The sequence below is a fragment of the Gemmatimonadales bacterium genome (assembly GCA_035502185.1).
Classification (GTDB): Bacteria; Gemmatimonadota; Gemmatimonadetes; order Gemmatimonadales; family JACORV01; genus Fen-1245.
The window spans coordinates 1-22,422 of the sequence record DATJUT010000071.1; the positions used below are offsets into that span (position 1 = coordinate 1).

Sequence of the window (22,422 nt, forward strand, 5' to 3'; positions counted from 1 at the left end):
AGCGGGCGACGGGGCTCGAACCCGCGACCCTCAGCTTGGAAGGCTGATGCTCTACCAACTGAGCTACGCCCGCAGTGGTGGGGGAAGGATTCGAACCTTCGTAGGCCGAAGCCGGCAGATTTACAGTCTGCTCCCTTTAGCCACTCGGGCACCCCACCCCGACGCCCCTCCAGGCCTCCACGGCCGCTGAACAGACCACCCCGCGTGCGGTTCCGCGGGGTGGAATGTCGAGCCATGGCCGAATTCTCCTTGCCGCCACCACTGGAGCTGACGAAGGGACTCGAACCCTTAACCTGCTGATTACAAATCAGCTGCTCTACCGATTGAGCTACGTCAGCGCGCCCATCAGTCGAGTTTGCGCCAGCCTTCAAGCTTAATGGGGGCTCTGCCGAGGGTCAAGTCGTGGTGGGAGGCCGCTTTCGGAGCAGCCGCGGCCGGCCGTCCTTGCCGTCCCGCACTTCGTAGCCCTGCTCCGCCAGGAGCGTGCGGGCGAGGTCCGCCCGGGCCCAGTCCTTCCCCATCCGGGCGGCCTGGCGCTCGTCCGCGACCCGCGCGGCCCACGCGTCCACGTCCTCGCCGGCCGCGGGTGGCCCCAGGGGGCCGCCGGGCCCGGCCGCGGCCCCGCCCGGGACGAGGCGCGCGCCCGGCTCCGCCGGCAGGATCTCGGCATCGCGCCCCACCACCTGCAGGACCCCCGCCGTGCGGTCGAAGATCTCGACCGCCCGCGCCCGGTCGGCGGCGTCGCCGCCGCCGGCGTCCAGGGCCGCGTTCGCCTCGCGCACGAACTCCATCAGCGCCGCCAGCGCCCGGGGCGTGTCCAGGTCGTCGTCCATCGCCGCCGTGAACTCGGCCAGCAGCCGGTCCGCCGCCGGAGCGAGCGGCGCGGCCGCGCCCGCCGCCGCATCCGCCCCCGCGGCGGCAGGGCTCCGGGCCAGCCGGCGCCGCAGCTCGCCCAGCCGGGCCGCGCCGGCCTCCGCCGCCCGCAGCCCCTCGTCGGTGAAGTTCAGCTGCTTGCGGTACTGGGTGGACGCGAACAGCAGGCGCAGGGCCGCCGCGTCCCAGCCGTCGTCCCGCAGATCGCGCACGGTGAGGAAGTTCCCGTAGCGCTTCGACATCTTGGTCCCCTCGACCAGCAGGAACTCGCCGTGCAGCCAGGTGCGCACGAACGGCTTCCCGCTCGCCGCCTCCGACTGGGCGATCTCGTCCTCGTGATGCGGGAAGATCAGGTCCACGCCGCCCGCGTGCAGGTCGATGGTCTCGCCAAGGTAGTGCTGGCTCATCGCCGAGCACTCGAGGTGCCAGCCGGGGCGTCCCCGGCCGAACGGCGCGTCCCACGCCGCTTCCGCCGCCTCGTCCTCCGGCTTGGCCGCCTTCCACAGCACGAAGTCGCGCGCGTCCTCCTTGGCGTACTCGTCGGAGCTGACCCGCGCCCCGACCTTGATCTCGCGCGCGTCGATGCGGGACAGCTTCCCGTAGGCGGGGAACCGCCCGATGGCGAAGTACACCGAGCCGTCCTCGCCCCGGTAGGCGACGCCGCGCGCCAGCAGCCGCTCGACCAGCGCGACCATCTGCGGAACGTGCTCGGTGGCGCGCGGATAGTGCGTGGCGGGCTCGAGCCGCAGGTACGCGCAGTCGTCGAAAAACGCCTGCAGGTATTTCGCCGTGTGCTCGGGCAGCCGCACGCCGGCGGCGATGGCGGCGTTGATCGTGCGGTCGTCCACGTCGGTGACGTTCATGACGTGGGTGACGCCGTAGCCGGAGCACTCGAGCCAGCGGCGCAGCACGTCCTCGAACACGAAGGTCCGGAAGTTGCCGATGTGGGCGTAGTTCCACACCGTGGGGCCGCAGGTGTAGAGCGTGACCCCGGGCGGCGCGAGCGGCGCGAACGGCTCCACCGCGCGGGAGAGCGTGTTGAACAGCCGCAGCGTCACCGGGGGGCCTGCCCCGCCGCGCCCGCGGGGCCGGGCCGACGCGAGAGGTTCGCCACCGCCGTGAGCGACCCGTTGGCAAGGTAGTGCAACGCGCCGGCGTCGTCGCGCACCACCGTGGCACGCAGGGTCAGCTGGTGGACCGTGCCCTCCACCTCGCCGATCCTCACCCGGTCGCCGACGACGTACTGGTCCTCGAGCACGATCAGGAACCCGGTGATGATGTCCTTCATCACGTTCTGGAACCCCAGCGACACGGCCAGGCCGAGCACGCCGGCGCCCGCCAGCAGGGGCCCGATGTTGATGAAGATGTCGAGGACCAGGAGCCCCGTGACGATCGCGATGACGATGGCGGCGACGTGCCGGAGCAGCTGGGCCAGCGTCGTGGCGCGCTGGACGCGGTGTCCCCGCGTGAGCGGATCGCCCGGCACCGCCCGCGCCTCGATGCGGTGCGACAGGCGGTGCACGGCCCAGCGCGCGAGATACGCCGCGGCGAGAATGACGAGGGCCTTGCCGAGGCCGCGCAGCACCAGATCGAGGTCCACGTCCCAGCGAGGGACGCGGAGTTCGACCCTGCTGAGGACGACCGACGCCTTGAGGAGACCGAGGGGAGCGCTCACGGCGGTGCCAAGCTACCCACGCGCGCGGCCGGGTTCAACCGCGAGGCGCCCGGTCCGCCTCGGCTACGGCGCGCCCATCACGAGCACGAGGTAGTAGGGGAAGAGCACCGCGTACAGCGCGTACGCGACGCCGTAGGCGGCGACCGCGAGGACGAACGGCCAGGCGGGCAGGCCCGGTCCGGCGGGCGCGGCGTCGTGATCGAGCCGCGCCAGGCCCCAGCCCCACAGCGCGACCACCCACAGGCCGATGGCGTTCGCCGCTTCCGCGGCCACGCTGAGCGCACCGGCCGGCGACTGGCCCACGGCGGCGAGCAGGCCCGCGGCGCCCACGTTGAAGCGGGCGGCCAGTGCCGCGACGTCGCCCGGCACGAGCCCGGCGGCGGGGGTGGCCCAGACCACCGCCAGCTCGCCGAGGCGCTGGACGACGAGCGGCGCCGCCCCCACCGCGAGCACGCCGCACACGGCGCGGCCGGCGACCCGACGCCCGGCGAGCGCCGGCGTGGCGACCATCGCGACCAGCGTCGCGGCGAGCGCGATCGGCACCGGGGGCAGCAGCCGGTCGGCCACCAGGTACCGCGCCAGGCCCGCGCGCAGCGCGTCGGCGTGCGCCGCCGCCGCGGCGCCGCCGCCCAGCGTCTCCCCCAGCAGCGCGAGCAGGCGGGGGAGGGACGCGGCGCCGAGGGCCGCGAGGAGCAGCAGCAGGGCGGCGAGCGCCAGGAGCGCGCGGCGCGAGCCGGCGACGTCCATGGCGGGGCCAGGCGCCCACAGGCCCTCGAGCGGCAGCAGCAGCGACCGGGCGGCGGATCTCATCCCGCCCCCGCCCCCGCCCCGGCGAGCACGGCGACCGCCGCCTCTTCGAGGGTGCGCGACACGACGCGCGAGGCACGGACGCCGATGCGGTGCTCGCGGCAGTAGGCCAGGATGCCCTCGGGCGTCTCGCGCGGGCCGATGGCGACGCGGGCGCCGGCGGGCTCGCACCACACGTCCGGATAGCGCTGCGCGAGGATGCGCGCGGCGGCGCGCGGGGAGCCCTCGACCACCAGCACCAGCGACAGCTCCCGCGCGAGGTCGCTGGACTCCAGCACCCGGATGGTGCGGCCCTGTTGCAGGATCGCGACCCGCGAGGCCAGCCGCTCGACCGTGGCCAGGTCGTGCGAGGCGATGACCACGGTGACGCCGCGGTCCAGCAGCCCGTGGATGCGCTCGCGGGCGTCGCGCTGCGCCAGGGGGTCGAGCCCCGACAGCGTCTCGTCCAGCAGCACCAGCTCCCGCCGGCCGAGGGCCGCCTGGGCGAAGGCGAGCCGCTGGGCGACGCCGAGCGACAGCGCGGCCGCACGGCGGTCGGCCCAGGCCACGAGACCTCCCAGCTCGAGCGCCGCGTCCACCAGAGTGCGGCGCGCGGGCCGGGCGCGCGCGTGGTCCGCGGCGAAGCGCGCCAGCACCTCGCGTACGGTGAGCTCCGGGTAGAAGGCGGGCCGCTCCGGTGCGTAGCCCACCAGCCGCCGCGCCTCCCGGGAGCGGGGCCACCGCCCGCACACCCAGATCTCGCCCGCGTCCGGTGCGAGCAGCCCGGCGGCGACCCCGAACAGCGTGGACTTGCCGGCGCCGTTGGGTCCCACGAGCCCGACGCATTCGCCGGCGAGCGCCACCAGGTCGGCCCCGTCCAGCGCGCGCACGCGCGCTCGCCCGTGTCCGGTGCCGAAGGTGCGGCGCAGCTCCCGGGCCAGCAGCGTGGCGCGCATCAGCCGCTCCGCGCCGCGAGCTCGCTGCCGGCGAGCCGTCGGACGCCCGCGCCGAGCCACAGCGCCGGCTGGAGCGCCAGGCCGAGGGCGAGCGCCGGCGCCGGCGGCCCGGCGGCCAGGGCCCACTCGTGCAGGCGGCTCAGCGCCCACGAGGTCGGGAGCACGGCCCAGGCAACCCGCGCCACGGCGCCCGCGGCAGCGCCGAGCGCCTGGGCGGCGATCTCCGGGGGCACGGCCCCGAGCCCGAGCACGGCCAGCAGCACCAGCACCTGCGCGGTGGAACCGACGCTGCACGAGAGCGCCACCGCCAGCGCCGCGAGCGCCACGAGGTGCGCGAGCGCGGCCGCCGCGGCGAGGGCGACGCCGACCGGCGGCTCCGGCGCACGCGCGATTTCGAGCAGCACGGCCGCGGCCACGGCGAAGACGGCCACCGCGACGGCGGCGACGGCGAGCCAGCGCCCGACCACCCAGACCGCCGGCGGCGAGGGATGCGTGGCGGCCAAGGCGAGGCGCCCGCGCTCCCGGTCGTCGGCGACGACGCCCGCGGACAGGAACAGCACCACGACCGCCCCGATGGCCGACGACGCCGACAGCGCATCGCGCGCGGTCGCGACCGGCCTCACCGCCGCCGCGTACCCGAGCAGGACGGCGCCCACGAGCAGCGTGGCCGGAGCCGTGCGGCGGCGTGCGAGGCGCCGCAGCGCGCACCCGGCCTCGACCAGGGGTGCGCTCACGGCCGGCTCTCCAGGGCGGCGAGGGCGGCGGCGAGGCCCGCGCCGCGGTCGCCGGTGACGTCCAGCCTCACCCGGAAGCCCGCCGCGCCCACGAACCTAGGCACGAACCGCGTCGGCAGCGCCTCTCGGGTGATCGCGCCGTCGCTGTCGGACAGCACGATCAGGCGCTCCGGCGGCTGCGGCCCCAGCACGGCGCGCAGCCGCGCCGCGCTCTCGCGGGACACCAGGATGACGGCCGGGGCGCCGCGCCGCGCCGCGAGCGCGGGCGCCGCCGCCATGTCGGCCGCGCAGTGCGGGCAGTCGCTGCGGAAGACGTAGAGCACCGCCCGGCCGGCGAACAGCGGCGCCAGGGCGACCGGACGGCCGTAGACGTCCCGGTGCGCGGCCGCCGCCACCCGCACGAGCGACGCCTCGGTGGCGACCGGCTGGACGCCGTCCGCGGCGCACGCCACCCAGCCGAGCGCCGCCAGGGCGGCGGCGACGGCCGGGCCCCGGCGGCTGATGCGGCGTGACGCCCGTCCCATGAACCTCACTCCCATCTCCCCCGGTCCAAGCAGTCCGTGTCGCTCAGCTCGCCGCGCACATGCCCGTGGTGATCATGTAGCACCACCCCCGGATGGAGGTGTTCCGGTAGTCACCCGCCGGGAACCGCGCGTCGCACTCCGCCACCGCCTCGATCATGCAGAAGATGACGTTCTTGGCGTGGGCCGGCGCCGGGCTGCCCGCCAGGGCCAGCGCCGACACCAGCGCGAAGAGGCTCCGCTTCATGGCTCGCTCCTTAGGCAATGGATGAACGGAGGGGCCAGCGCCCGCGCCGCACCGCCTCGTTTCGAGGCGGCGCGAACCTAATGCGGGACGGGGTGGACCGCGGTACCGGAAGCGACGGAGGGTGGCGCGATCCTACGCGGGCCGGCCGGCGCGCGCGCGCCGGCGCTGCTCCGCCGCCGCGACGACGGCTTCGACCAGGGGACCGGCGCCGAACCGCACGGGGTCCGTGGCCGGGAGCCCCGTCTCCCTGCCGGCGCGCTCGACGGCGGCGGCGGCCTCGCGCCCGGCAAGGTCGTAGGTGTTGAGGGCGATGCCGATCACCCGCGACGCGGCGATCCAGCCGGCGGCCTGCTCGTAGACCCGCACCACGTCGGCCAGCGGCGGGATCGGGACCCACGCGGAGCCCTTGTAGTACTCGCCGACCAGGCGCCGCGACGCCTGGTGGCAGAGGATCATCGCGGCGGGAGCCGAGCCGTGCAGCAGGCCGAGCGTGACGCCCGCGTAGCCGGGATGGATGAGGCTGCCCTGCCCCTCGACCAGCACGACGTCGGCGCCGGGAGCCGCCTCGAGCACCATCTGCTCGGCCGCACCGCCGATGAAGTCGGCGGGCACGGCGTCCACCGCGATGCCCCGGCCCGCGATGAGGATGCCCGTCTGGCCGGTCGCCACGAAGCGGGCGCGGATGCCGCGCGCCTCGAGGCCCCGCAGCAGCTCGAGCTGCGCGGTCATCTTCCCCGTGTTGCAGTCGGTGCCGACCGTGAGGACGACCAGCGCGTCCACCAGTCGCGCCCGGCCGTTCGAGACGGTGAGGCCGTCGGGCGGCTGGCGGAGGTCGAACAGGCGGACGCCCCGGGCGCGCGCCCGCGCCGCCAGGTCCGGATCGTCGCCGAGGCGCGTGTGCAGCCCGCTCCAGACGTCGAGACCCCGGTCGATGGCGGCGGCGATCCAGCCACGCCACTCCTCCGGCAGCCGGCCGCCGCGCGGCGCGATCCCCACCAGCAGCGCGGTGGGCCCGAGGGCCAGGCCCGCCTCGAGCGAGCCGACGACCGGGATGCTCCCCCCGAAGCCGAGCACGTCCTGCGCCGTGCGGCCCGCCGCCCGGCTGTCCAGGACCGCCACGACCCGCTCGGGCACGTAGCGGATGGCGCAGACCGCGGTCTTGGACGTCTCGGGCCCGAACGCGCCCTCGGCGATGACGAGGAACCTGGGCGGCGTCACGGCACCGGGGCGCCTAGGCGGTGGGGGATCGGGCCGCCGCCGGCACCGGCATTTCGCGGGTCGTGACGAGCACGGCGGGCGGCAGCACCACTTCGGCCGCGCCGGCCCCGTACGCGCGGTCGATCAGGACGTGGCGCACCAGCACGATGACGACCGCGAGCGCCGGCACGGCGACCAGCATGCCCAGGAGCCCGGACAGCTCCGCGGCGATCAGCACGCTGAGGATGGTGAGCACGGGTGGCAGCGCGACCCGCCGGTGCATCACGAGCGGGCCCACCAGGTTGGCCTCGACCAGGTGGACCCCCACGCCCACGGAGGCCACGGCCAGCGCGATCAGGACGCCGCGGTCCGGCAGCACGAGCAGGGCGGGAAGCACCGTGGAGAACAGCGTGCCGAAGAACGGGATCAGGGCCACGACGCCGGTGAAGATGGCGAAGGCCAGCCAGTAGGGGACGTCGAGCAGCCACAGTCCGACGCCGGTGAGGATCGCGAGCACCACCATCTCGAACAGCTGCGCGCCCACCCACGCGCGCAGGGTCGCCGCCAGGTCGAGCAGGATGGCGCGGGCGAAGCTGCGGTGCTTCGGCGGCACCAGGGCGAGCGCGCCCTCCTGGTAGAGGGCGGGATGCACCGCGAGGTACACGGCCATCACCAGCACCGCGATGCCTTCGATGACCACCAGCCCGGTGGCGGTCGCGGTGGGAATGATGCCGTGACGCACGAAGGCCACGGCGTCCCGGAGCGCGCTCGAGACCAGCCCGGTCTCCCCGGCCGTGAGCCCGGCGCGGCGCAGCATCGGGATGCGGCGGGCCCAGCCGGCGATGGTCGCGTCGAGCCCGGTGAGGTACTGCGGCACGGCGGCGATCAGGTCCTGCGTCTGCTGCACGACGGGCGGGGCCACCAGCGCCGCCACCGCGGCGAACGCCGCCAGGGTGGCGAGGATGGCGAGCGCCAGTGCGAGCGGCCGCGGCAGCCGCGCCCAGCGCACCGCGACCGCGGTGACGGCGGACAGGTACACCGCGACGAGGACGGCGATGAAGACCAGCAGGAGCAGATCCGCGATCCGGAGCAGGAGCAGCAGGATCGCGACCAGCAGCAGCGCCAGCAGCAGCGGCGCCGCCCGCCGCGCCGCCGGGACGGCGTCGCTCACGGGTCAGCCCTTCTTGCGCGGCGGCGCCTCGTCCTCCCCTTCCTCGACCACCTCCGCGTCGTGCACGTCGGCGGTCTTGCCCGTGCCGAGCTGCTTGGGCTGCTCGGCCTTGCCGGGCCCCAGGAGCCCCATCTTCTGCTTGAGCGCCAGCAGCTGGGTGTCGGCGTCGGCCTTGTACTCGAGCTGCTCGAACTGCTTGGCGAGCGAGTCGCCCGACAGCTCCTCGCTCAGCTCGGCCGCCGCCAGCGCCTTGCGCTCGTTCTGCTCGATGCGCTCCGCCATCCGCTCGAAGGTCTCGAACGCGCTCTTGTCGCTGATCGAGCCCATCGTCTCGTGGATGCGCTTCTGCGCCTCGGCGCGCCGCTGCCGCGCCACCAGGATGTTCTTCTTGCGCTTGGCTTCCTCGATCTTGTCGTTCAGCGCCCGCAGCGAGTTCTTGAGCGCCTCGGTCTCCCCAGCGTGCTTGCGCCAGGTGTCGTCGAGCTGAACCGCGGCCTCCATGTGCTCCGAGTGCCGCAGCAGCGCCTGCTTGGCGAGATCGTCGCGCCCCTCCTGGACGGCCAGCATGGCGCGCTTCTCCCAGTCCTCGGCCTGCTTCTTCTCCTGCTCGGCCTGCGCCTGGAGCTTCTTCTCGTCCGCGATCGCCGCCGCCACCTGCTGCTTCGCCTTCGCCAGCTGGCTCCGCATGTCCAGGATCAGCTGGTTCAGCATCTTCTCCGGGTTCTCGGCGCTGGAGATCAGGTCGTTGAGGTTCGACCGGACGAGCGTGGACAGACGGTCAAAGATTCCCATATCGCCTCACGCTTCCCGGTAAGGAGCCAGGGTCGCCAGGTGCGACGCCAGCGCCAGCGTCATGGATTCGAAGCTCGCCTGGAACTCGTTGAAGTCCAGGTTCTCCAGCTCGAGCGTGTCGGAGAGGACGATGTCGTTGCCGTCCACCCCGTAGGAGCCGTGCACCAGGTCCTTGGCGTTGAGCTCCAGCAGGTGCAGGTACAGGTCCGGCTTCTTCAGCTTCTTGGGCAGCGTCATGACCTTGACGCGCAGCACCACCACCGGCGGCGCGTAGTGGACGGCGACGTCCGGCCCGTCCCCGTTCGCGTTCAAGACCCACAGACCGGGCTCGACCTCGCGCGCGTGGACGCCCTCGGCCTCCAGCCGCGCGATGAAGCCCTCCACGTCCTCCCGACTGACCATGGCCACTCCTTAGGGACGGCGGCCCGCGAGGGCCACCATCAATGTTTCACCCGGCGACGTTCCCGGCGCCAGGGAGGCGCGGCTGGTTGGGCACCTGCGCCAGCAACCGTTCCGCACAGTCCTGCCGCTCCGCGAGATCCGTTCACGTACACCTGGGGCGGCATGAACGGCGGCGTCTGCACTACTGCCCGCCTCCGCCCGCCGGCAACCCCTTCTCCCGCGCCTTCGCGAGCAGCCGCTCGGCGAAGTCCTGCCGCTCCGCCAGCTCGGCGAGCTGGCGCTGCTGCGATTCGAGCCGGTCGACCTGGTCCTCGAGCAGCGCGCGCAGCTGGGCGACGTCCGCCGCCGGCAGGGCCGTCTGCCGCTCCACCCCGAAGAGGTGCAGCAGCACGCGCCCCACCGCCCGGCCCACGGGGCCGAGCACCACGAAGCCGGTGATCGCGAGGCCGGTGAGCATTCCGAAGACCGGAATCACGATCGGGGCCATCTCGCCCGGCGACGGTCCCTGCATCACGGCGCACCTCCCCCGGCGGCCAGTCCCTTCTCGCGCGCCTGCGCCAGCAGCCGCTCGGCGAAGTCCTGCCGCTCGGCCAGCTCGCCCACCTGCCGCTGGAGGGACTCGACCCGGTCGGCCAGGTCGTCCACCGCGGCGGCGAGCTCCGGCGGCGGCGTGCCACCGCTCCGGCGGTTGATCGCGTTCGCGATGGCTCGGCCGATCGGGCTGAAGGCGATGATGCCCACCATCCCGGTGCCGAACACCATCACGATCGCGAGAATGTCCTCCACGTCTCAGTGATCCTTCGGCGCGGGCAGCGCACCCTTCTCGCGCGCCTGCGCGAGCAGCCGCTCGGCGAAATCCTGCCGCTCGGCCAGCTCGCCCACCTGCCGCGCGAGCGCCTCGAGCCGCTCCTCCTGCTCGTCCATCTGGTCCTGAACTTCCGGCGGCAGCATCACGCCACTCTTCTTCTGGATGGCGTTGGAGATGGCCCGGCCGATGGGGCTGAACGCGACGATGCCCACCATGCCGGTGCCGAAGACCATCACGACCGCGACGAGACCGACCCAGTCCACCGAGGCCTACCGTTCCCTGGGCGCCTGCAACAGGCCCTTCTCGCGGGCCTGCGCCAGGAGCCGTTCGGTGAAGTCGAGCCGGTTCAGGATCTCGTCGACCGGTTCCACGCGGCGACGCAGGTCGTCCAGCTCCGCACCGAGCTGGGCCACCTCGTCACGCAGCGCCTCGACCTCCCGCGTGCGGCCCGTCCCGCCGGCGATGCGCCGGGCGAACGCGCGCGCCAGCGTCAGCGCCACGCTGCCGGCGGCGCCGAACACCACGATCGCGACGATCGCATCGGGCCCGCTAATCGGAGGCTCCGTCGCGGTGCGACATCGTCACCGCTCCTTGGGCGCGCTCAACAGGCCGCGCTCCCGCGCCTGGGCGAGCAGCCGCTCGGTGAAGTCGAGGCGGTTCTGGGCGTCGTCCAGCTCGCGCCTCAGGCCGGCAACCTCGTCGCGCACGGCGTCCAGCTCCGTGGCGAGCTGCCGCACCGACTCCGGCCCGGGGTCGCTCGCGCCCGCGCCGACGCTCTTGTGGCGCGGCCCGGACGCGACGCGCCGGACCACCGCACCCACGATCGTCAGCACCGAGATGCCGGTGACGATCGTGAAGACGTAGGCCGCGAACTCACCGGCGTCGATGAAGGCGCCACCCCCTGCAACGGGTCACCGCGAGAACCGACGGGCGGAGGGGCCCGGAAGTTTCGCTAACGCGCCAATCTAGGCCGACTTGCGTGGCGATGCCAGCGACGGATCGAGCGGTCAACGGCCGCCCGCGCCGAGTCGCGCGATCCGCGCCCGCACGTCCTTCACCACGGGCTGAAGATCGGGATCGGCGTTCTTCCACAGGTCCACGAACTCGGCGTACCGCCGGACGGCCAGCTGGCGGCGCCCGAGCTGGGCGGCGAGCTCGCCGGCGCGCCGCAGGATCCACGGCCGGAATTGCGGGTCCCACTGCCAGCGGAAGAGGTCGGGCGATGCCAGGTATCGCTCGAGGTGCGCGAGCGCGGAGTCCGGCACGCCCTGCGCGTCCCAGGCACGGGCGATCCACGGCTCGGCGCAGGCGTTGCAGCCCAGGCTCTCCGCCACCGCCTGATACGCGGCCCGCGCCTCCTTCTCGATGCGGTAGGTGGCGCCGACGGCGGACTGGACGCGGTCGCTGAACTCGGTCATCGGGGCTCCGGCCTCGGGGCCGACCTGTCGGTGCGCGTGAACGGGTGCGACGGCGGTGGGTCGGGCTAACGCGCCAATCTAGGCCGACTTGCGGCCGGTCGCCAGCAGCGGCGCGAGCGCGCGCCCGGTGTGGGAGCCGGCGTGACGCGCCACGGTCTCCGGCGTCCCCGCGGCCACGACCTGCCCGCCCGCGTCGCCGCCCTCGGGGCCGAGGTCGATGACCCAGTCGGCGGTCTTCACCACGTCGAGGTTGTGCTCGATCACCACCACCGTGTTGCCCTTCTCCACCAGCCGGTGCAGCACCTCGAGCAGCAGCCGCACGTCCTCGAAGTGCAGGCCCGTCGTCGGCTCGTCGAGGATGTACAGCGTGCGGCCGGTGTCGCGCTTGCTGAGCTCGGTGGCGAGCTTGACGCGCTGCGCCTCGCCGCCCGAGAGCGTGGTCGCGCTCTGGCCGAGGTGGATGTAGCCCAGACCCACGTCGTTCAGCGTCTCCAGCTTGGCGTGCACCCGCGGCTGGTTGGCGAAGTACTCCAGCGCCTCGGCCACCGTGAGGTCCAGGACGTCGGCGATGTTCTTGCCCTTGAAGCGGACCTCCAGCGTCTCCCGGTTGTAGCGCCGGCCGCGGCACACGTCGCACGGCACGTAGACGTCGGGCAGGAAGTGCATCTCGATCTTCACCAGGCCGTCGCCCTGGCACGCCTCGCACCGCCCGCCCTTCACGTTGAAGGAGAAGCGGCCCGGCCCGTAGCCGCGCATCTTCGCCTCGGGCAGCTCGGTGAAGATCTCGCGGATCGGGCTGAACAGGCCGGTGTAGGTGGCCGGGTTGGAGCGCGGCGTGCGGCCGATGGGGCTCTGGTCGATGTCGATGACCTTGTCCACGAGGTCGAGCCCCTCGATGCGGTCGTGCGCGCCGGGGATGAGCTTGGCGCCGAAGAAGTGCCGCGCCAGCGCCTGGTAGAGGATGTCGGTCACCAGGCTCGACTTCCCCGAGCCCGACACGCCGGTCACCGCGATGAACAGGCCGAGCGGGAAGTCCACCGTGAGGTTCTTGAGGTTGTGCTCGCGCGCCCCGAGCAGCCGCAGCACCCGGCCGCGCTCGGGCGCGCGGCGCGCGGGGGGCACCGCGATGCGCAGCTCGCGGCGCAGGTAGCGGCCGGTGAGCGACGCGTCGTGGGCGAGCACCTGAGCGAGCGTGCCCTCGACCACGACCTCGCCGCCGTGCCGGCCGGCGCGCGGCCCGAGGTCCACGATGTGGTCGGCGGCGCGGATGGTCTCCTCGTCGTGCTCCACCACCAGGACCGTGTTGCCCAGGTCCCGCAGCTCGCGGAGCGTGGCGAGGAGCCGGGTGTTGTCCCGCGCGTGCAGGCCGATGGACGGCTCGTCGAGGATGTACAGCACGCCCACCAGCCGCGAGCCGATCTGGGTCGCCAGCCGGATGCGCTGCGCCTCGCCGCCCGCCAGCGAGCCGGCGGAGCGGCCGAGGGTGAGGTATTCGAGCCCGACGTTCACCAGGAAGCGGAGCCGGTCGCGGATCTCCTTGAGGATGGGGCCGGCCACCTCCGCATCCAGGCCCGGCTTCCCGCCCTCCCGGAGCGGCAGCGCCTCGACGAACGCGAGCGCCGCGCCGACCGACATCTCGACCACGTCGCCGATGCTCTTTCCCTCCACCAGCACCGACAGGCTCTCGCGCTTGAGCCGTTTGCCGCCGCAGGTCGAGCACGGCCGCTCGATCATGTACGCCTCGAGCTGCTCGCGGACCGCGTCCGAGGTCGTGTCGCGGTAGCGCCGCTCGACGTTGCGCAGGATGCCTTCCCAGCCCGACTCGTACTCGCCGTGGAACTTCTCGCTCTCGTAGCGGAACTTGACCTTCCGGCCCTCGATGCCGTACAGCAGCGCCTGCCGCGTCGCGGCCGGCAGGTCCTGCCACGGCGTATTGAGATCGAACTTCAGCTCGCGGCTCAGCGTCGGCAGGATGACCTTCCGCAGGTACCCGCTCGGCTCGCCCCACGGCAACACGACGCCCTCGAGGATCGAAATGCCCTCGCCCCCGAGCGCGAGCTGCTCGCTCACCTCGCGGCGGGTGCCGAGGCCGGAACAGTCGGGGCACGCGCCGAACGGCGAGTTGAAGGAGAACTGCCGCGGCTCCAGCTCCGGCAGCGACAGGCCGCACACCGGGCACGCGTAGCGCTCCGAGAACGTCGTGCTCACCGGCGCGCCGCGGCCCTGCCGCTCGACCTCGACCACGCCGTCCGCGGCCTTGAGCGCGGTCTCCACGCTGTCGGCCAGGCGCTGGCGGTCCTCGGCCTGCACCGTCAGGCGATCCACGACGATGGCGATGTCGTGGTTCTGGCGGCGGTTGAGCTTGGGGACCTGCTCCAGCTCGTACACCGCGCCGTCCACCCGCGCGCGCACGAATCCGGCGCGCCGCGCCTCCTCGAACAGGTCGCGGAACTCGCCCTTGCGCCCGCGCACCAGCGGCGCGAGCACCTCGATCTTCGTGCCCGCCGGCCAGGCGAGCACCGTGTCGGTGATCTGGCTCGCCGACTGACGGGCGATGGGCGACCCGTCGTTGGGGCAGTGCGGCGTCCCGGCCCGCGCATACAGCAGCCGCAGGTAGTCGTAGATCTCGGTCACGGTGCCGACGGTGGAGCGCGGGTTCTGGCCGGCGCTCTTCTGCTCGATGGCGATCGCGGGCGAGAGCCCCTCGATCACGTCCACGTCCGGCTTCTCCATCAGGCCGAGGAACTGCCGGGCGTACGCCGACAGCGACTCGACGTAGCGGCGCTGCCCTTCGGCGTAGATGGTGTCGAACGCGAGCGACGACTTGCCCGAGCCGCTGAGCCCGGTGATGACCGTCAGGCTGCCGCGCGGGATGGCGACGTCGATGTTCTTGAGGTTGTGCTCGCGGGCACCGCGGACGATGAGCCGGTCGTCGGGCATAGCACGGTAGCATACGCTGGCGAGGGGGGCGATTTCAACACACGGGTGTAGGGTGTGAGGGTGTAGGGTCGAGGACGGCACATGCCAGCCAGCGCCCACACCCTCCCCCCTACACCCTCCCCCCTACACCCTGCTACACATTCTCCAATGCCAGCCGAACATCTGCAGACCGCGACCCTCGCCGGGGGCTGCTTCTGGTGCCTGGAGGCCGCGTACCTGGAGCTAAAGGGGATCGAGCGCGTGGACCCGGGCTATGCCGGCGGCCACGTGCCGAAGCCGACGTACGAGCAGGTGTGCACGGGCGACACGGGCCACGCCGAGGTCGTGCAGATCACCTTCGACCCGTCGGTCATCACGTACCGCGAGGTGCTGGAGGTGTTCTTCACGATCCACGATCCGACGACGCTCAACCGCCAGGGCGCCGACGTGGGCACGCAGTACCGCTCCGCGATCTTCTACCACTCGCCCGAGCAGAAGGCGACGGCCGAGGCGGTGATGGCCGAGCTGGAAACCGAGCGGGTGTGGAGCGACCGGATCGTGACGCAGCTCGTGCCCTACGAGCTGTTCTACCCGGCCGAGGAGTACCACCGCGACTACTACCGGCGGAACCCGAACCAGGGTTACTGCCGCATCGTCATCGCGCCGAAAGTGTCGAAGCTGCGGAAGGTGTACTTCGAGAAGCTGAAGAAGTGACCTAGCGCTTCTCCACCCTGCTCGTCCACGCGTCGCCGTGGTAGTCGCGGGTGTCGATCACGACACGCTTGAGGTCCGCCGAGTAGTCCAGACCCGCGACGGGGCGCGGGACCGTGCCCACCAGCTCGAGCTTCCCGGGCGCCGCCAGCCGATAGAGCGTCACGGACTCCTGTGAGGGATACAGCTCGAGGGCGACCGCGCCGCCGTCGAGAAAGTCCATGGAGCCGCCTTCCGCGAAGTGCGTCGCCCACATCACCGGAGTGCCGCCGTCGGACGGGACGACGGCGATGCCGACGGTGTCGAACGTCGCGGCGTTCCAGCCTGACATCCCGATCCAGCGGCCGGCCGGGTCGGCGACGACCTGGGTCAGGACGCCGAACCAGGACGGCTTCTTCACCTCGATGTTCCTCCCGGCCCGCTGGATCACGATCCGGTCGTCGCTCCCCGGAATCCACGCCCAGCCGTCCGGCAGCGTCGTGATGTCCACGATGTTGGTGTCCGGCAGCTCCAAGGCACGCTCCACCGCACCCGTCCGGACGTCGACCAGCGCGACGTGCTGGCCGTGGGTTCCGGTCGCGACGAGCACGGAGACCGAATCCCGCCAGAAAGCGCTGAAGACCCGGCCCGCTGTCTGCAGCGGTACCTCGGCGCCACCCGCGAAGGGCAAGATGGAGAGGTGCCGCTCGAGCGCGCCGCTCGCCGATGGCAGCGTGCGCCTCACGAGCAGCCGTGCGCCGTCCGGTGACACCGACGTGCTGACCGGCGTGGAGGCCTGCACCAAACGGCGCGAGTCCGGCAATCGCCCCTTCAACGCGTCGGCCAGGTCCTCCGCCCAGGCACCGTAGTCGTAGGTCCCCTGGTCGTAGGCGGCCGTCGAGCCGTCCGACGTGACGCTGAAGCTGGTGATGGCGCCCGTCAGCACCGTGTCCTGGCGGCGGGCCAGGCGCCCGCTCCCCGCATCGAATGCGATGCGGACGACGGAGAAGTCACCCGCCGAGCCCGCGCGGCCGAGCCACAGCGCGTCGGCGCTCGCGCGACCCGCGCAGGGGCACGAGTTGACCAGTCGATCGGCGACGCGGCCCCGGCGGTCCATGACCTGCCACGGGCCAGCGGAAGCCTGAGTAATCATGACCGCGATCCACCGCGATCCGGGAACGACCAGGATGTTCCCCAGCCCGAGGCCCGCCCCAGCGACGCGGATGCTGTCCCCCACCGCACCGTCGAGCGAGGTCACCCTGATCCAGAAGACTGAGTCGGACCGGAACTGCGGGCCGACGAGCAGTGAGTCACCGCCCGCGTTGAACGCCGCGGCGCCCGTGGTCAGGAACCGCGGTGTGCCGCCGAGGGCGGAGAGGAGGTAGACGCCCCAGCGCCCGCCGATGGTCGCGAGAGCCAGCAGGTTGCGGCGATCCGGGCTCCACCACAGGCCGTACGCCGCCGTAGCGCCGCCGAGGATCCGGCGCGTGGCCGTGCCGCCGACGTCCTGCACCTCGATGCCGTAGGTGCACCGACCCTCGACGCAGGTGCGGGAGAAGAAGGCCAGCTGCTTGCCGTCGGGCGAGAGCGTCGGGGCCTGGACGTTTCCGGTAAAGGTGAGCTGGACCCGGCCGGCGAGCGAGACTGCCGGCCCGCGGCCGGCGCCGAGCTGGGTCCTCATGATCCAGACACCGATCACCGCGAGGACGGCGACGCCGCCGATAGCCAGCAGCGCCGAGGACGACAGCTGCGGCCGGGTCGGCGCCGGCATCGCGGCCGCCGCGGAGCCCCGCGGGCGCAGCGCCGCCGCGAACTCCGCCGCGCTCGAGAACCGGTCCGCCGGCACCTTCGCCAGCGCCTTCGCCACCGCCGCGTCGATCGTGTCGGGGATCGTGTCCCGCACCGTCCTCAGGCGCGTGGGCCGCTCCGTCAGCAGCTTCGCGATCACCGCCTGCACCGTCGGCCCGGTCACCGGCGGCTCGCCCGCCAGCATCTCGTACAGCACCGCGCCCAGCGAGTAGACGTCGCTGCGCGCGTCGAGCGCCCGGTCGCCCGTGGCCTGCTCGGGGCTCATGTACTGCGGCGTCCCCAGGCTGAGGCCGGTCTCGGTCAGCCGCGAGCCGCCCGCCTCCCGGAGCGCCAGGGCGATCCCGAAGTCCGCGACGACGGCCTCGCCCTCGTGCAGCAGGATGTTCTCGGGCTTGATGTCCCGGTGCACCACGCCCTGCTTGTGCGCGTAGTCCAGCGCGCTCGCCACCTGGCGTGTGATGCTCAGGGCCTCGTCGATCCCCAGCTGCTGCTCCCGCTCGAGTTTCGCCCGGAGCGACTCCCCGCGCACCAGCGGCAGGACGTAGTAGAGGATCCCGTCGGCCGCGCCCGAGTCGATCAGCGTGAGGATGTGGGGGTGGTCCAGCTTGGCGGTGATGCTGATTTCCTTGAGGAAGCGCTCGGCACCCAGCACCGCGCTCAGGTCGGCGCGCAGCACCTTGAGCGCCACCTCGCGGTCGTGCTTGAGGTCGCGCGCCAGGTACACGGTCGCCATGCCCCCCGAGCCGATCTCGCGCTCGATGGCGTAGCGGTCGCTCAGGGCCGATGCGAGGCGGGCCGTATCTGGCATGGGGATCGGCGGCTAATCTAAACGGTGGAACGAGAGGGTGTTAGTGGGTTGTGGGGCCGTGCACCTCCACCACCCACGACCCACCAACCCCCAACCGCCGGTTCGGCTCCCCCGTCGCTCACCGCTCCCGGAACTCCGCCAGCGTCTGGAGATAGGACTCCGGCAACCCGATGTCGAACCGCCGCCCGTCGATCACCAGGCCCTGGAAGCCACCCTCCTGGCGGAGCCGGTCCAAGGCCGACGTCAGCTGGAACTCGCCCCGCTCGCGGACGTTGCCCCGGATGTGCTCCTCGAGGTACGCGAAGATCTGCGGGCCGACGACGTACTCGCCGAAGAAGGTGAGGTATTCCCCGTCGGGGAGCCCGGGCGCGCGGAGGTTGCCCCGCGCGTACTCCACGGTCGGCTTCTCGGCGAACTCGGTGACGTTGAGCAGCCGATCTCCCTCGATCCACACGCCGGTGGCGGTGCCGAAGTTCGCGATCTGGCTCTCCGGGGTGCGCCGCAGCCCCACCACGCTCGTGCCCGAGCGCTGGTAGGCGTCCAGCAGCTGGCGAGCGCAGGACGCCGGTCCGTCGGAGTGGTAGAGGTGGTCCCCCAGCATCAGCAGGAACGGCTCCTCGCCGATGGCCGGGCGCGCGCTGTACACCGCGTGGCCGAAGCCCTCCTGCGCGGTCTGGGTCACGAAGGTCACCCGGCGCCCGATCTCGAGCAGACGCTTCGCATACTCCTGGGCGGGCCGCGGCAGCTTGTTGAAGTTCTCGATCGAGACCTGGGTGCCGAAGAACGACTGGAAGCTCTCGAGATCCTGCTGCTGCACGACGATGACGACCTCCTCGATGCCGGCGTTCAGCGCCTCCTCCACGATGAGCAGGATCGCCGGCTTCGCCACGCCGTCGCGGTCGATGACCGGGAACAGCTCTTTCTTGGTCGCCTTGCTGGCCGGGAACAGGCGGGTGCCGAAGCCCGCGGCCGGGATCAGCGCCTTGCGGACCTTGGGGCCGGTGCCCACCGTGAGCGTCAGGCAGCTGACGTCGAAGTCGCGCTCGAGGATCGCGATCGCGGCCTGCTGGTCGGCCGCGCTCCGTGCGACGAACTGCGCCGAGCCGTCGCCCTGCGAGCCGACGCCCTTGCCACCCCACACGTGGGGCCGCAGCGCGGCGTGGCCGAGCACGCGGTGCAGCACCGGCGCCGTCAGCTCGTCCGGGCACGCGGGCGCCGCGTAGCGGTCGAACGCGGCTTGCGCCTCCGTCATCAGGGCCCCCAGCCGCTGCGCGTCGCCGGCCGTGAGGGCGGCGACGGCCTGCTGGACGACGCGCCGGTTCACGGGCCCGAGCAGCTCCTGCACGCCGCGCTCCACCGGGTTCTCGGCGAACGGGTAGCAGCGGTTGAGGTGTTTCAGGATCGCAAGGGTGTCCTTCTTCGCATGCAGGTCCACGATCACGAAGTGTAGCTCGCGGGCCGGCCGGATCTCGGTCGTCTCGATCCGGTCGCCGTCGAACTCCATCACCACCGCCCGGTCGCCGAACGCGCAGCCCTGGTCCATCCGGCCGCAGCGCGAGGGCGTCGTGATCTCGCCCTGGTAGGCCAGCTCCATCTCCCCCCGCACCGTCAGGTGCAGGTCGTACACGCGGTTGAAGGCCCGCGCCGTGAGCACGCTGATGGCCGCGCTGGAGGAAAGACCCTTCTTGATCGGCAGGTCGGTCTTCGTGTTGCGGAGGACCAGGCCGCGCACCCGGTACTGCGTGACGACCTGGTACGCGACGCCGGCCGCGTAGCTGAAGAACCCGCCGGTCTGGGCCTCCGCGAGCAGCGCCCTCGGCTCGAGCGGGATTTCCCGCGGCCCCACGACCGTGCCGTCCGGCATCGTGGAGGTGAGCACCAGGGCGGTCGGGTGCGGCTCGACCTCGGCGTGGATGCCCTGGTTGGTGCCGCAGATGAGGGTGTAGCCCTGCTCGATCTCGGCGTTGATGCGGCGGTAGCCGCCCGCCCAGTCCGAGTGCTCGCCGAACAGGCAGATGCGGCCGGGCACGAAGATCCTCATCCGGAACGTCCCCTCAGTCCAGGAACGGCGACTTGCGCGACGACGGGCGTCGCGGCCGGGCCGCGTCCAGCAGCCGCTGCAGCTCCTCGACGCTCAGCTCGTAGGGATCGGTCTCGTAGCCCGGCGAGGCGCCGCTGCGGCTCGGCCCCGGGTTGCCCTCGATGGGATCGAACTGCCATTCGGTGCGGCCGGGGATGATCTCCCACCGCTCACCGTCGCGATCGGCAAACGTGCGTCGGGCCATGGGTGATGTTGGTGGGTTGCAGGTCGTGGGTGGTGGGAAAGACGGATGCGCCTTTCCCCCCACCTCCCACCCACAACCTACCAACGTCTTCCTCCTAGTGGAGCCACCGCCTCAGGAACTCGTCCCCCGCCTGCTGAATCAGCATGAAGCTCTCGAGGTTGTACGCCGCCCCGTGGCGGCCGGGCGGGTAGATCCTGAGGCTCGCGTCCACCCCCGCGTTGGTCAACGCGGTCAGCAGCTGCATCGTGTTCTGCGGGTGGACGTTGTCGTCCATCATCGAGTGGATCACCAGCAGGTGGTGGTCCTTCAGGCTGTCGGCGAACGGCATCACCGCGCTGCTGTCGTAGCCCGCGACGTTGTCCTCCAGCAGCCCCATGTAGCGCTCGGTGTAGATCGCGTCGTACAGCCGCCACGACGTCCCCGGCGAGTTCGCGATCCCCACGGGGAAGAGCTTCGGGTACATCGCCATCGTGTACAGCGTGCTGTAGCCGCCGTAGCTCGTGCCGATGATGGCGATGTGGGTACTGTCCACGTACGGGAGCCGCGACAGCCAGCGCGCCGCCTCGGCGAAGTCGTGCGCCTCCCACCGGCCGAGGTGGTGGAAGACGATCTTCTCGAACGCGCTCCCGTAGTTGTTGGTGCCGCGGTTGTTCAGCCCGACGACGAGATAGCCCTCCTGCGCGTACCACTGGTCCAGGCCGCTGGTGCTGAACGCGTCGTACACCTGCTGCGAGCCCGGGCCGCCGTAGACCGCGAAGATCACGGGGTAGCGCCGGGTCGAGTCGAAGTCCACCGGCTTGACGATGGACCCGTCGAGGCGCTGGCCGTCGGAGGCGGTGAAGGTGAAGATCTCGGTGGGCGCATAGGCGTGCGTCCCGAGCCACTCCGTCACGCCCGCGTTGTCCTCCAGCTTCCGCAGCATCCTGCCGCCCGTGGCCCACAGCTCGATCTGCCGGGGCTGCCGCAGGTTCGACCACCGGTCGATGTAGTACCGGGCGTCCGGCGACATGTCGATGCCGTGGGTGCCCTCGGTGGTCGTGAGGCGCCGTTGGCCCGTGCCGTCGAACTTGACCGCGTAGAGCTGCCGCTGCAGCGGCGAGACCTGGGTCGAGGTGTAGTAGATCATCCGCGCCTGCGGATCGATCCCCGCGATGCGCGTCACGCTCCAGGCGCCGCGCGTCACCTGGTTGAGCAGCCGGCCCGCGTAGTCGTAGCGGTACACGTGCTGCCAGCCGTCGCGGTCGGAGATCCAGAAGAACTCCTTGAGGCCCTCCGGGAACGACAGCATGTCCGGGATGCCGGCGTAGAAATCGTAGACGTCGATCCAGGTCTTCGACGAGTCGGCGAACACCAGGCGCCGCCCGCCGGTCCGCACGTCGAAGAAGAACAGCTTCATCACGTTCTGCGGGCGGTTGAGGGTGACGACGGCGAGGGTGTCGGGCGCGCTCGTCCAGTACATGCGGGGCACGTAGAAGTCGCCGCGCTCGCCGGTGTCGAGCCACACGCGGCTCCCCGAGCCGACGGCGACCACGCCGACCTTGACCCGGGTGATCGAGTCCCCGGGCTGCGGGATGCGGATCTTCTCCCAGGCCGGGTGAGCGCCGGAGTAGTCCGACAGCTGGATCACCGGCTCCGCGCTCTCGTCCACCTGCCAGTAGGCGATGTAGCGGCTGTCCGGCGACCAGCTCCAGCCCTGGTTGATGCCGAACTCCTCCTCGTACATCCAGTCGAAGTGGCCGTTGTAGACCAGCTCGGTCGCGTCGCTGGTCAGGCGCGTTTCCTTGTGCTGCGCCAGGTCGTAGGCGAACAGGTCGCCGCCGCGCTCGTAGCCGAGCATCGCGCCGTCCGGCGACAGCTCCGCGGTGCGCGCGCCGCTGGCCGCGAGCTGCATGGCGTGGTCGGCGAAGGTGTAGACGTAGTAGTCCGCGGTCCCGGAGCGGCGGTAGATCGGCTGGAAGTGCGTCTGGAACACCAGGTGCTTCGAGTCGCGCGCGAACTGGAACGACTGGTAGGCGAACGGCTCCGACCCGCCGGGGAACGTCAGGCCCCGCGCCCGGAACAGGAGCGTGTCCTTGCCGGTGGCCGGGTCCGTCGCCCGGATCTCGCTGCCGGAGTCCGTCCGGGCGATGTACGAGTAGCGCCGGCCGCCGTCGATCCAGTTGACGTTCTGGGGACCGGGGCGCCCGCCGAGCGCGCGGCTGGTGGCGATCCAGTCGCTGAGGGCGTGCATGTGGGTCTTCTGAGCGACGCCGACCTGGGGTGCCAGGAGCAGCGCGAGCGCGAGCGGAGCAATTCGCATGGGGCTCAACCGGTTGTGGGGTGTGGGTGGTC

At 72.3% G+C, this 22,422-nt stretch carries 23 protein-coding genes and 3 tRNA genes; 1 reads left to right on the top strand and 25 read right to left on the bottom strand.

The genetic code is table 11. The annotated features are described in order from the left end of the window. From VMF70_09720 to uvrA, 21 genes are all read right to left on the bottom strand, one after another. Positions 1–73 (bottom strand) — tRNA-Gly (locus tag VMF70_09720). 2 nt (positions 74–75) lie between these two features. Then, positions 76–158 (bottom strand) — tRNA-Tyr (locus VMF70_09725). Positions 159–262: 104 nt separating this feature from the next. Next, positions 263–338, bottom strand: a tRNA-Thr gene (locus tag VMF70_09730). Positions 339–395: 57 nt separating this feature from the next. Next, the gene (cysS, locus tag VMF70_09735; protein HTT68297.1) at positions 396–1,931 is read right to left on the bottom strand and encodes a cysteine--tRNA ligase; all 1,536 of its coding nucleotides are present in this window, start codon (positions 1,929–1,931) and stop codon (positions 396–398) included. Beyond that, the gene (locus VMF70_09740; protein ID HTT68298.1) at positions 1,928–2,548 is read right to left on the bottom strand and encodes a mechanosensitive ion channel domain-containing protein; all 621 of its coding nucleotides are present in this window, start codon (positions 2,546–2,548) and stop codon (positions 1,928–1,930) included. The genes cysS and VMF70_09740 overlap by 4 nt, the downstream gene beginning before the upstream one ends. Before the next feature lie 63 nt (positions 2,549–2,611). Then, positions 2,612–3,358 (bottom strand): hypothetical protein, encoded by a 747-nt coding sequence (locus VMF70_09745; GenBank protein HTT68299.1) that lies wholly within the window; start codon positions 3,356–3,358, stop codon positions 2,612–2,614. Next, positions 3,355–4,290 carry an ABC transporter ATP-binding protein gene (locus VMF70_09750; protein HTT68300.1) on the bottom strand — a complete coding sequence of 312 codons (936 nt, stop codon included), beginning with the start codon at positions 4,288–4,290 and terminating at the stop codon, positions 3,355–3,357. The genes VMF70_09745 and VMF70_09750 overlap by 4 nt, the downstream gene beginning before the upstream one ends. Beyond that, the gene (locus VMF70_09755; GenBank protein HTT68301.1) at positions 4,290–5,024 is read right to left on the bottom strand and encodes a hypothetical protein; all 735 of its coding nucleotides are present in this window, start codon (positions 5,022–5,024) and stop codon (positions 4,290–4,292) included. Before VMF70_09755 ends, VMF70_09750 begins: the two co-directional genes overlap by 1 nt. Further along, a complete protein-coding gene (locus VMF70_09760; protein HTT68302.1) occupies positions 5,021–5,548 on the bottom strand; it encodes a hypothetical protein in 528 nt (175 codons plus the stop codon). Before VMF70_09760 ends, VMF70_09755 begins: the two co-directional genes overlap by 4 nt. Positions 5,549–5,591: 43 nt before the next feature. Then, a complete protein-coding gene (locus VMF70_09765) occupies positions 5,592–5,792 on the bottom strand; it encodes a hypothetical protein (protein HTT68303.1) in 201 nt (66 codons plus the stop codon). Between the two features lie 132 nt (positions 5,793–5,924). Next, on the bottom strand, positions 5,925–7,010 hold the full coding sequence (locus VMF70_09770; protein HTT68304.1) for a DUF1611 domain-containing protein: 1,086 nt from the start codon (positions 7,008–7,010) through the stop codon (positions 5,925–5,927). Between the two features lie 13 nt (positions 7,011–7,023). Continuing rightward, complete coding sequence (locus VMF70_09775; protein ID HTT68305.1) at positions 7,024–8,160, bottom strand: AI-2E family transporter; 1,137 nt, start codon at positions 8,158–8,160, stop codon at positions 7,024–7,026. Positions 8,161–8,163: 3 nt separating this feature from the next. Then, positions 8,164–8,952, bottom strand: a complete 789-nt coding sequence (locus VMF70_09780) for a PspA/IM30 family protein (protein HTT68306.1) — start codon at positions 8,950–8,952, stop codon at positions 8,164–8,166. Between the two features lie 6 nt (positions 8,953–8,958). Then, entirely contained in the window at positions 8,959–9,354 is a 396-nt protein-coding gene (locus VMF70_09785) for a hypothetical protein (protein ID HTT68307.1), read from the bottom strand. Positions 9,355–9,535: 181 nt separating this feature from the next. Then, positions 9,536–9,865: a hypothetical protein gene (locus tag VMF70_09790; GenBank protein HTT68308.1), complete on the bottom strand. Its 330-nt coding sequence runs from the start codon at positions 9,863–9,865 to the stop codon at positions 9,536–9,538. Continuing rightward, positions 9,865–10,140, bottom strand: a complete 276-nt coding sequence (locus tag VMF70_09795; protein HTT68309.1) for a hypothetical protein — start codon at positions 10,138–10,140, stop codon at positions 9,865–9,867. Before VMF70_09795 ends, VMF70_09790 begins: the two co-directional genes overlap by 1 nt. Before the next feature lie 3 nt (positions 10,141–10,143). Then, entirely contained in the window at positions 10,144–10,425 is a 282-nt protein-coding gene (locus VMF70_09800) for a hypothetical protein (protein HTT68310.1), read from the bottom strand. Positions 10,426–10,431: 6 nt separating this feature from the next. After that, complete coding sequence (locus VMF70_09805) at positions 10,432–10,686, bottom strand: hypothetical protein (protein HTT68311.1); 255 nt, start codon at positions 10,684–10,686, stop codon at positions 10,432–10,434. Positions 10,687–10,743: 57 nt separating this feature from the next. Beyond that, entirely contained in the window at positions 10,744–10,995 is a 252-nt protein-coding gene (locus VMF70_09810; protein ID HTT68312.1) for a hypothetical protein, read from the bottom strand. Between the two features lie 174 nt (positions 10,996–11,169). Continuing rightward, positions 11,170–11,580, bottom strand: a complete 411-nt coding sequence (locus VMF70_09815) for a hypothetical protein (protein ID HTT68313.1) — start codon at positions 11,578–11,580, stop codon at positions 11,170–11,172. Between the two features lie 78 nt (positions 11,581–11,658). Next, the gene (gene uvrA, locus VMF70_09820; protein ID HTT68314.1) at positions 11,659–14,520 is read right to left on the bottom strand and encodes an excinuclease ABC subunit UvrA; all 2,862 of its coding nucleotides are present in this window, start codon (positions 14,518–14,520) and stop codon (positions 11,659–11,661) included. Positions 14,521–14,667: 147 nt separating this feature from the next. Between uvrA and msrA the strand changes: the two genes are divergently transcribed. After that, positions 14,668–15,213: a peptide-methionine (S)-S-oxide reductase MsrA gene (gene msrA / locus VMF70_09825; GenBank protein HTT68315.1), complete on the top strand. Its 546-nt coding sequence runs from the start codon at positions 14,668–14,670 to the stop codon at positions 15,211–15,213. A 1-nt stretch (position 15,214) separates the two neighbouring features. On the opposite strand, the gene VMF70_09830 is transcribed toward msrA, so the two are convergent. From VMF70_09830 to VMF70_09845, 4 genes are all read right to left on the bottom strand, one after another. Then, positions 15,215–17,806 (bottom strand): protein kinase, encoded by a 2,592-nt coding sequence (locus VMF70_09830; GenBank protein HTT68316.1) that lies wholly within the window; start codon positions 17,804–17,806, stop codon positions 15,215–15,217. Between the two features lie 118 nt (positions 17,807–17,924). Then, positions 17,925–19,847, bottom strand: a complete 1,923-nt coding sequence (locus VMF70_09835; GenBank protein HTT68317.1) for a sugar phosphate nucleotidyltransferase — start codon at positions 19,845–19,847, stop codon at positions 17,925–17,927. Positions 19,848–19,860: 13 nt separating this feature from the next. Further along, a complete protein-coding gene (locus VMF70_09840; GenBank protein HTT68318.1) occupies positions 19,861–20,091 on the bottom strand; it encodes a hypothetical protein in 231 nt (76 codons plus the stop codon). A gap of 94 nt (positions 20,092–20,185) precedes the next feature. Further along, complete coding sequence (locus tag VMF70_09845; protein HTT68319.1) at positions 20,186–22,390, bottom strand: S9 family peptidase; 2,205 nt, start codon at positions 22,388–22,390, stop codon at positions 20,186–20,188. Positions 22,391–22,422 lie beyond the last annotated feature (32 nt).

What these genes read in the sequence shown, in the direction of transcription:
- uvrA (HTT68314.1), bottom strand. Translation starts at nt 14,520, where the DNA reads ATGCCCGACGACCGGCTCATCGTCCGCGGTGCCCGCGAGCACAACCTC.
- VMF70_09780 (HTT68306.1), bottom strand. Translation starts at nt 8,952, where the DNA reads ATGGGAATCTTTGACCGTCTGTCCACGCTCGTCCGGTCGAACCTCAAC.
- VMF70_09835 (HTT68317.1), bottom strand. Translation starts at nt 19,847, where the DNA reads ATGAGGATCTTCGTGCCCGGCCGCATCTGCCTGTTCGGCGAGCACTCG.
- VMF70_09815 (HTT68313.1), bottom strand. Translation starts at nt 11,580, where the DNA reads ATGACCGAGTTCAGCGACCGCGTCCAGTCCGCCGTCGGCGCCACCTAC.
- msrA (HTT68315.1), top strand. Translation starts at nt 14,668, where the DNA reads ATGCCAGCCGAACATCTGCAGACCGCGACCCTCGCCGGGGGCTGCTTC.
- VMF70_09785 (HTT68307.1), bottom strand. Translation starts at nt 9,354, where the DNA reads ATGGTCAGTCGGGAGGACGTGGAGGGCTTCATCGCGCGGCTGGAGGCC.
- VMF70_09830 (HTT68316.1), bottom strand. Translation starts at nt 17,806, where the DNA reads ATGCCAGATACGGCCCGCCTCGCATCGGCCCTGAGCGACCGCTACGCC.
- VMF70_09760 (HTT68302.1), bottom strand. Translation starts at nt 5,548, where the DNA reads ATGGGACGGGCGTCACGCCGCATCAGCCGCCGGGGCCCGGCCGTCGCC.
- VMF70_09845 (HTT68319.1), bottom strand. Translation starts at nt 22,390, where the DNA reads ATGCGAATTGCTCCGCTCGCGCTCGCGCTGCTCCTGGCACCCCAGGTC.
- VMF70_09840 (HTT68318.1), bottom strand. Translation starts at nt 20,091, where the DNA reads ATGGCCCGACGCACGTTTGCCGATCGCGACGGTGAGCGGTGGGAGATC.
- VMF70_09790 (HTT68308.1), bottom strand. Translation starts at nt 9,865, where the DNA reads ATGCAGGGACCGTCGCCGGGCGAGATGGCCCCGATCGTGATTCCGGTC.
- VMF70_09765 (HTT68303.1), bottom strand. Translation starts at nt 5,792, where the DNA reads ATGAAGCGGAGCCTCTTCGCGCTGGTGTCGGCGCTGGCCCTGGCGGGC.
- VMF70_09745 (HTT68299.1), bottom strand. Translation starts at nt 3,358, where the DNA reads ATGAGATCCGCCGCCCGGTCGCTGCTGCTGCCGCTCGAGGGCCTGTGG.
- VMF70_09750 (HTT68300.1), bottom strand. Translation starts at nt 4,290, where the DNA reads ATGCGCGCCACGCTGCTGGCCCGGGAGCTGCGCCGCACCTTCGGCACC.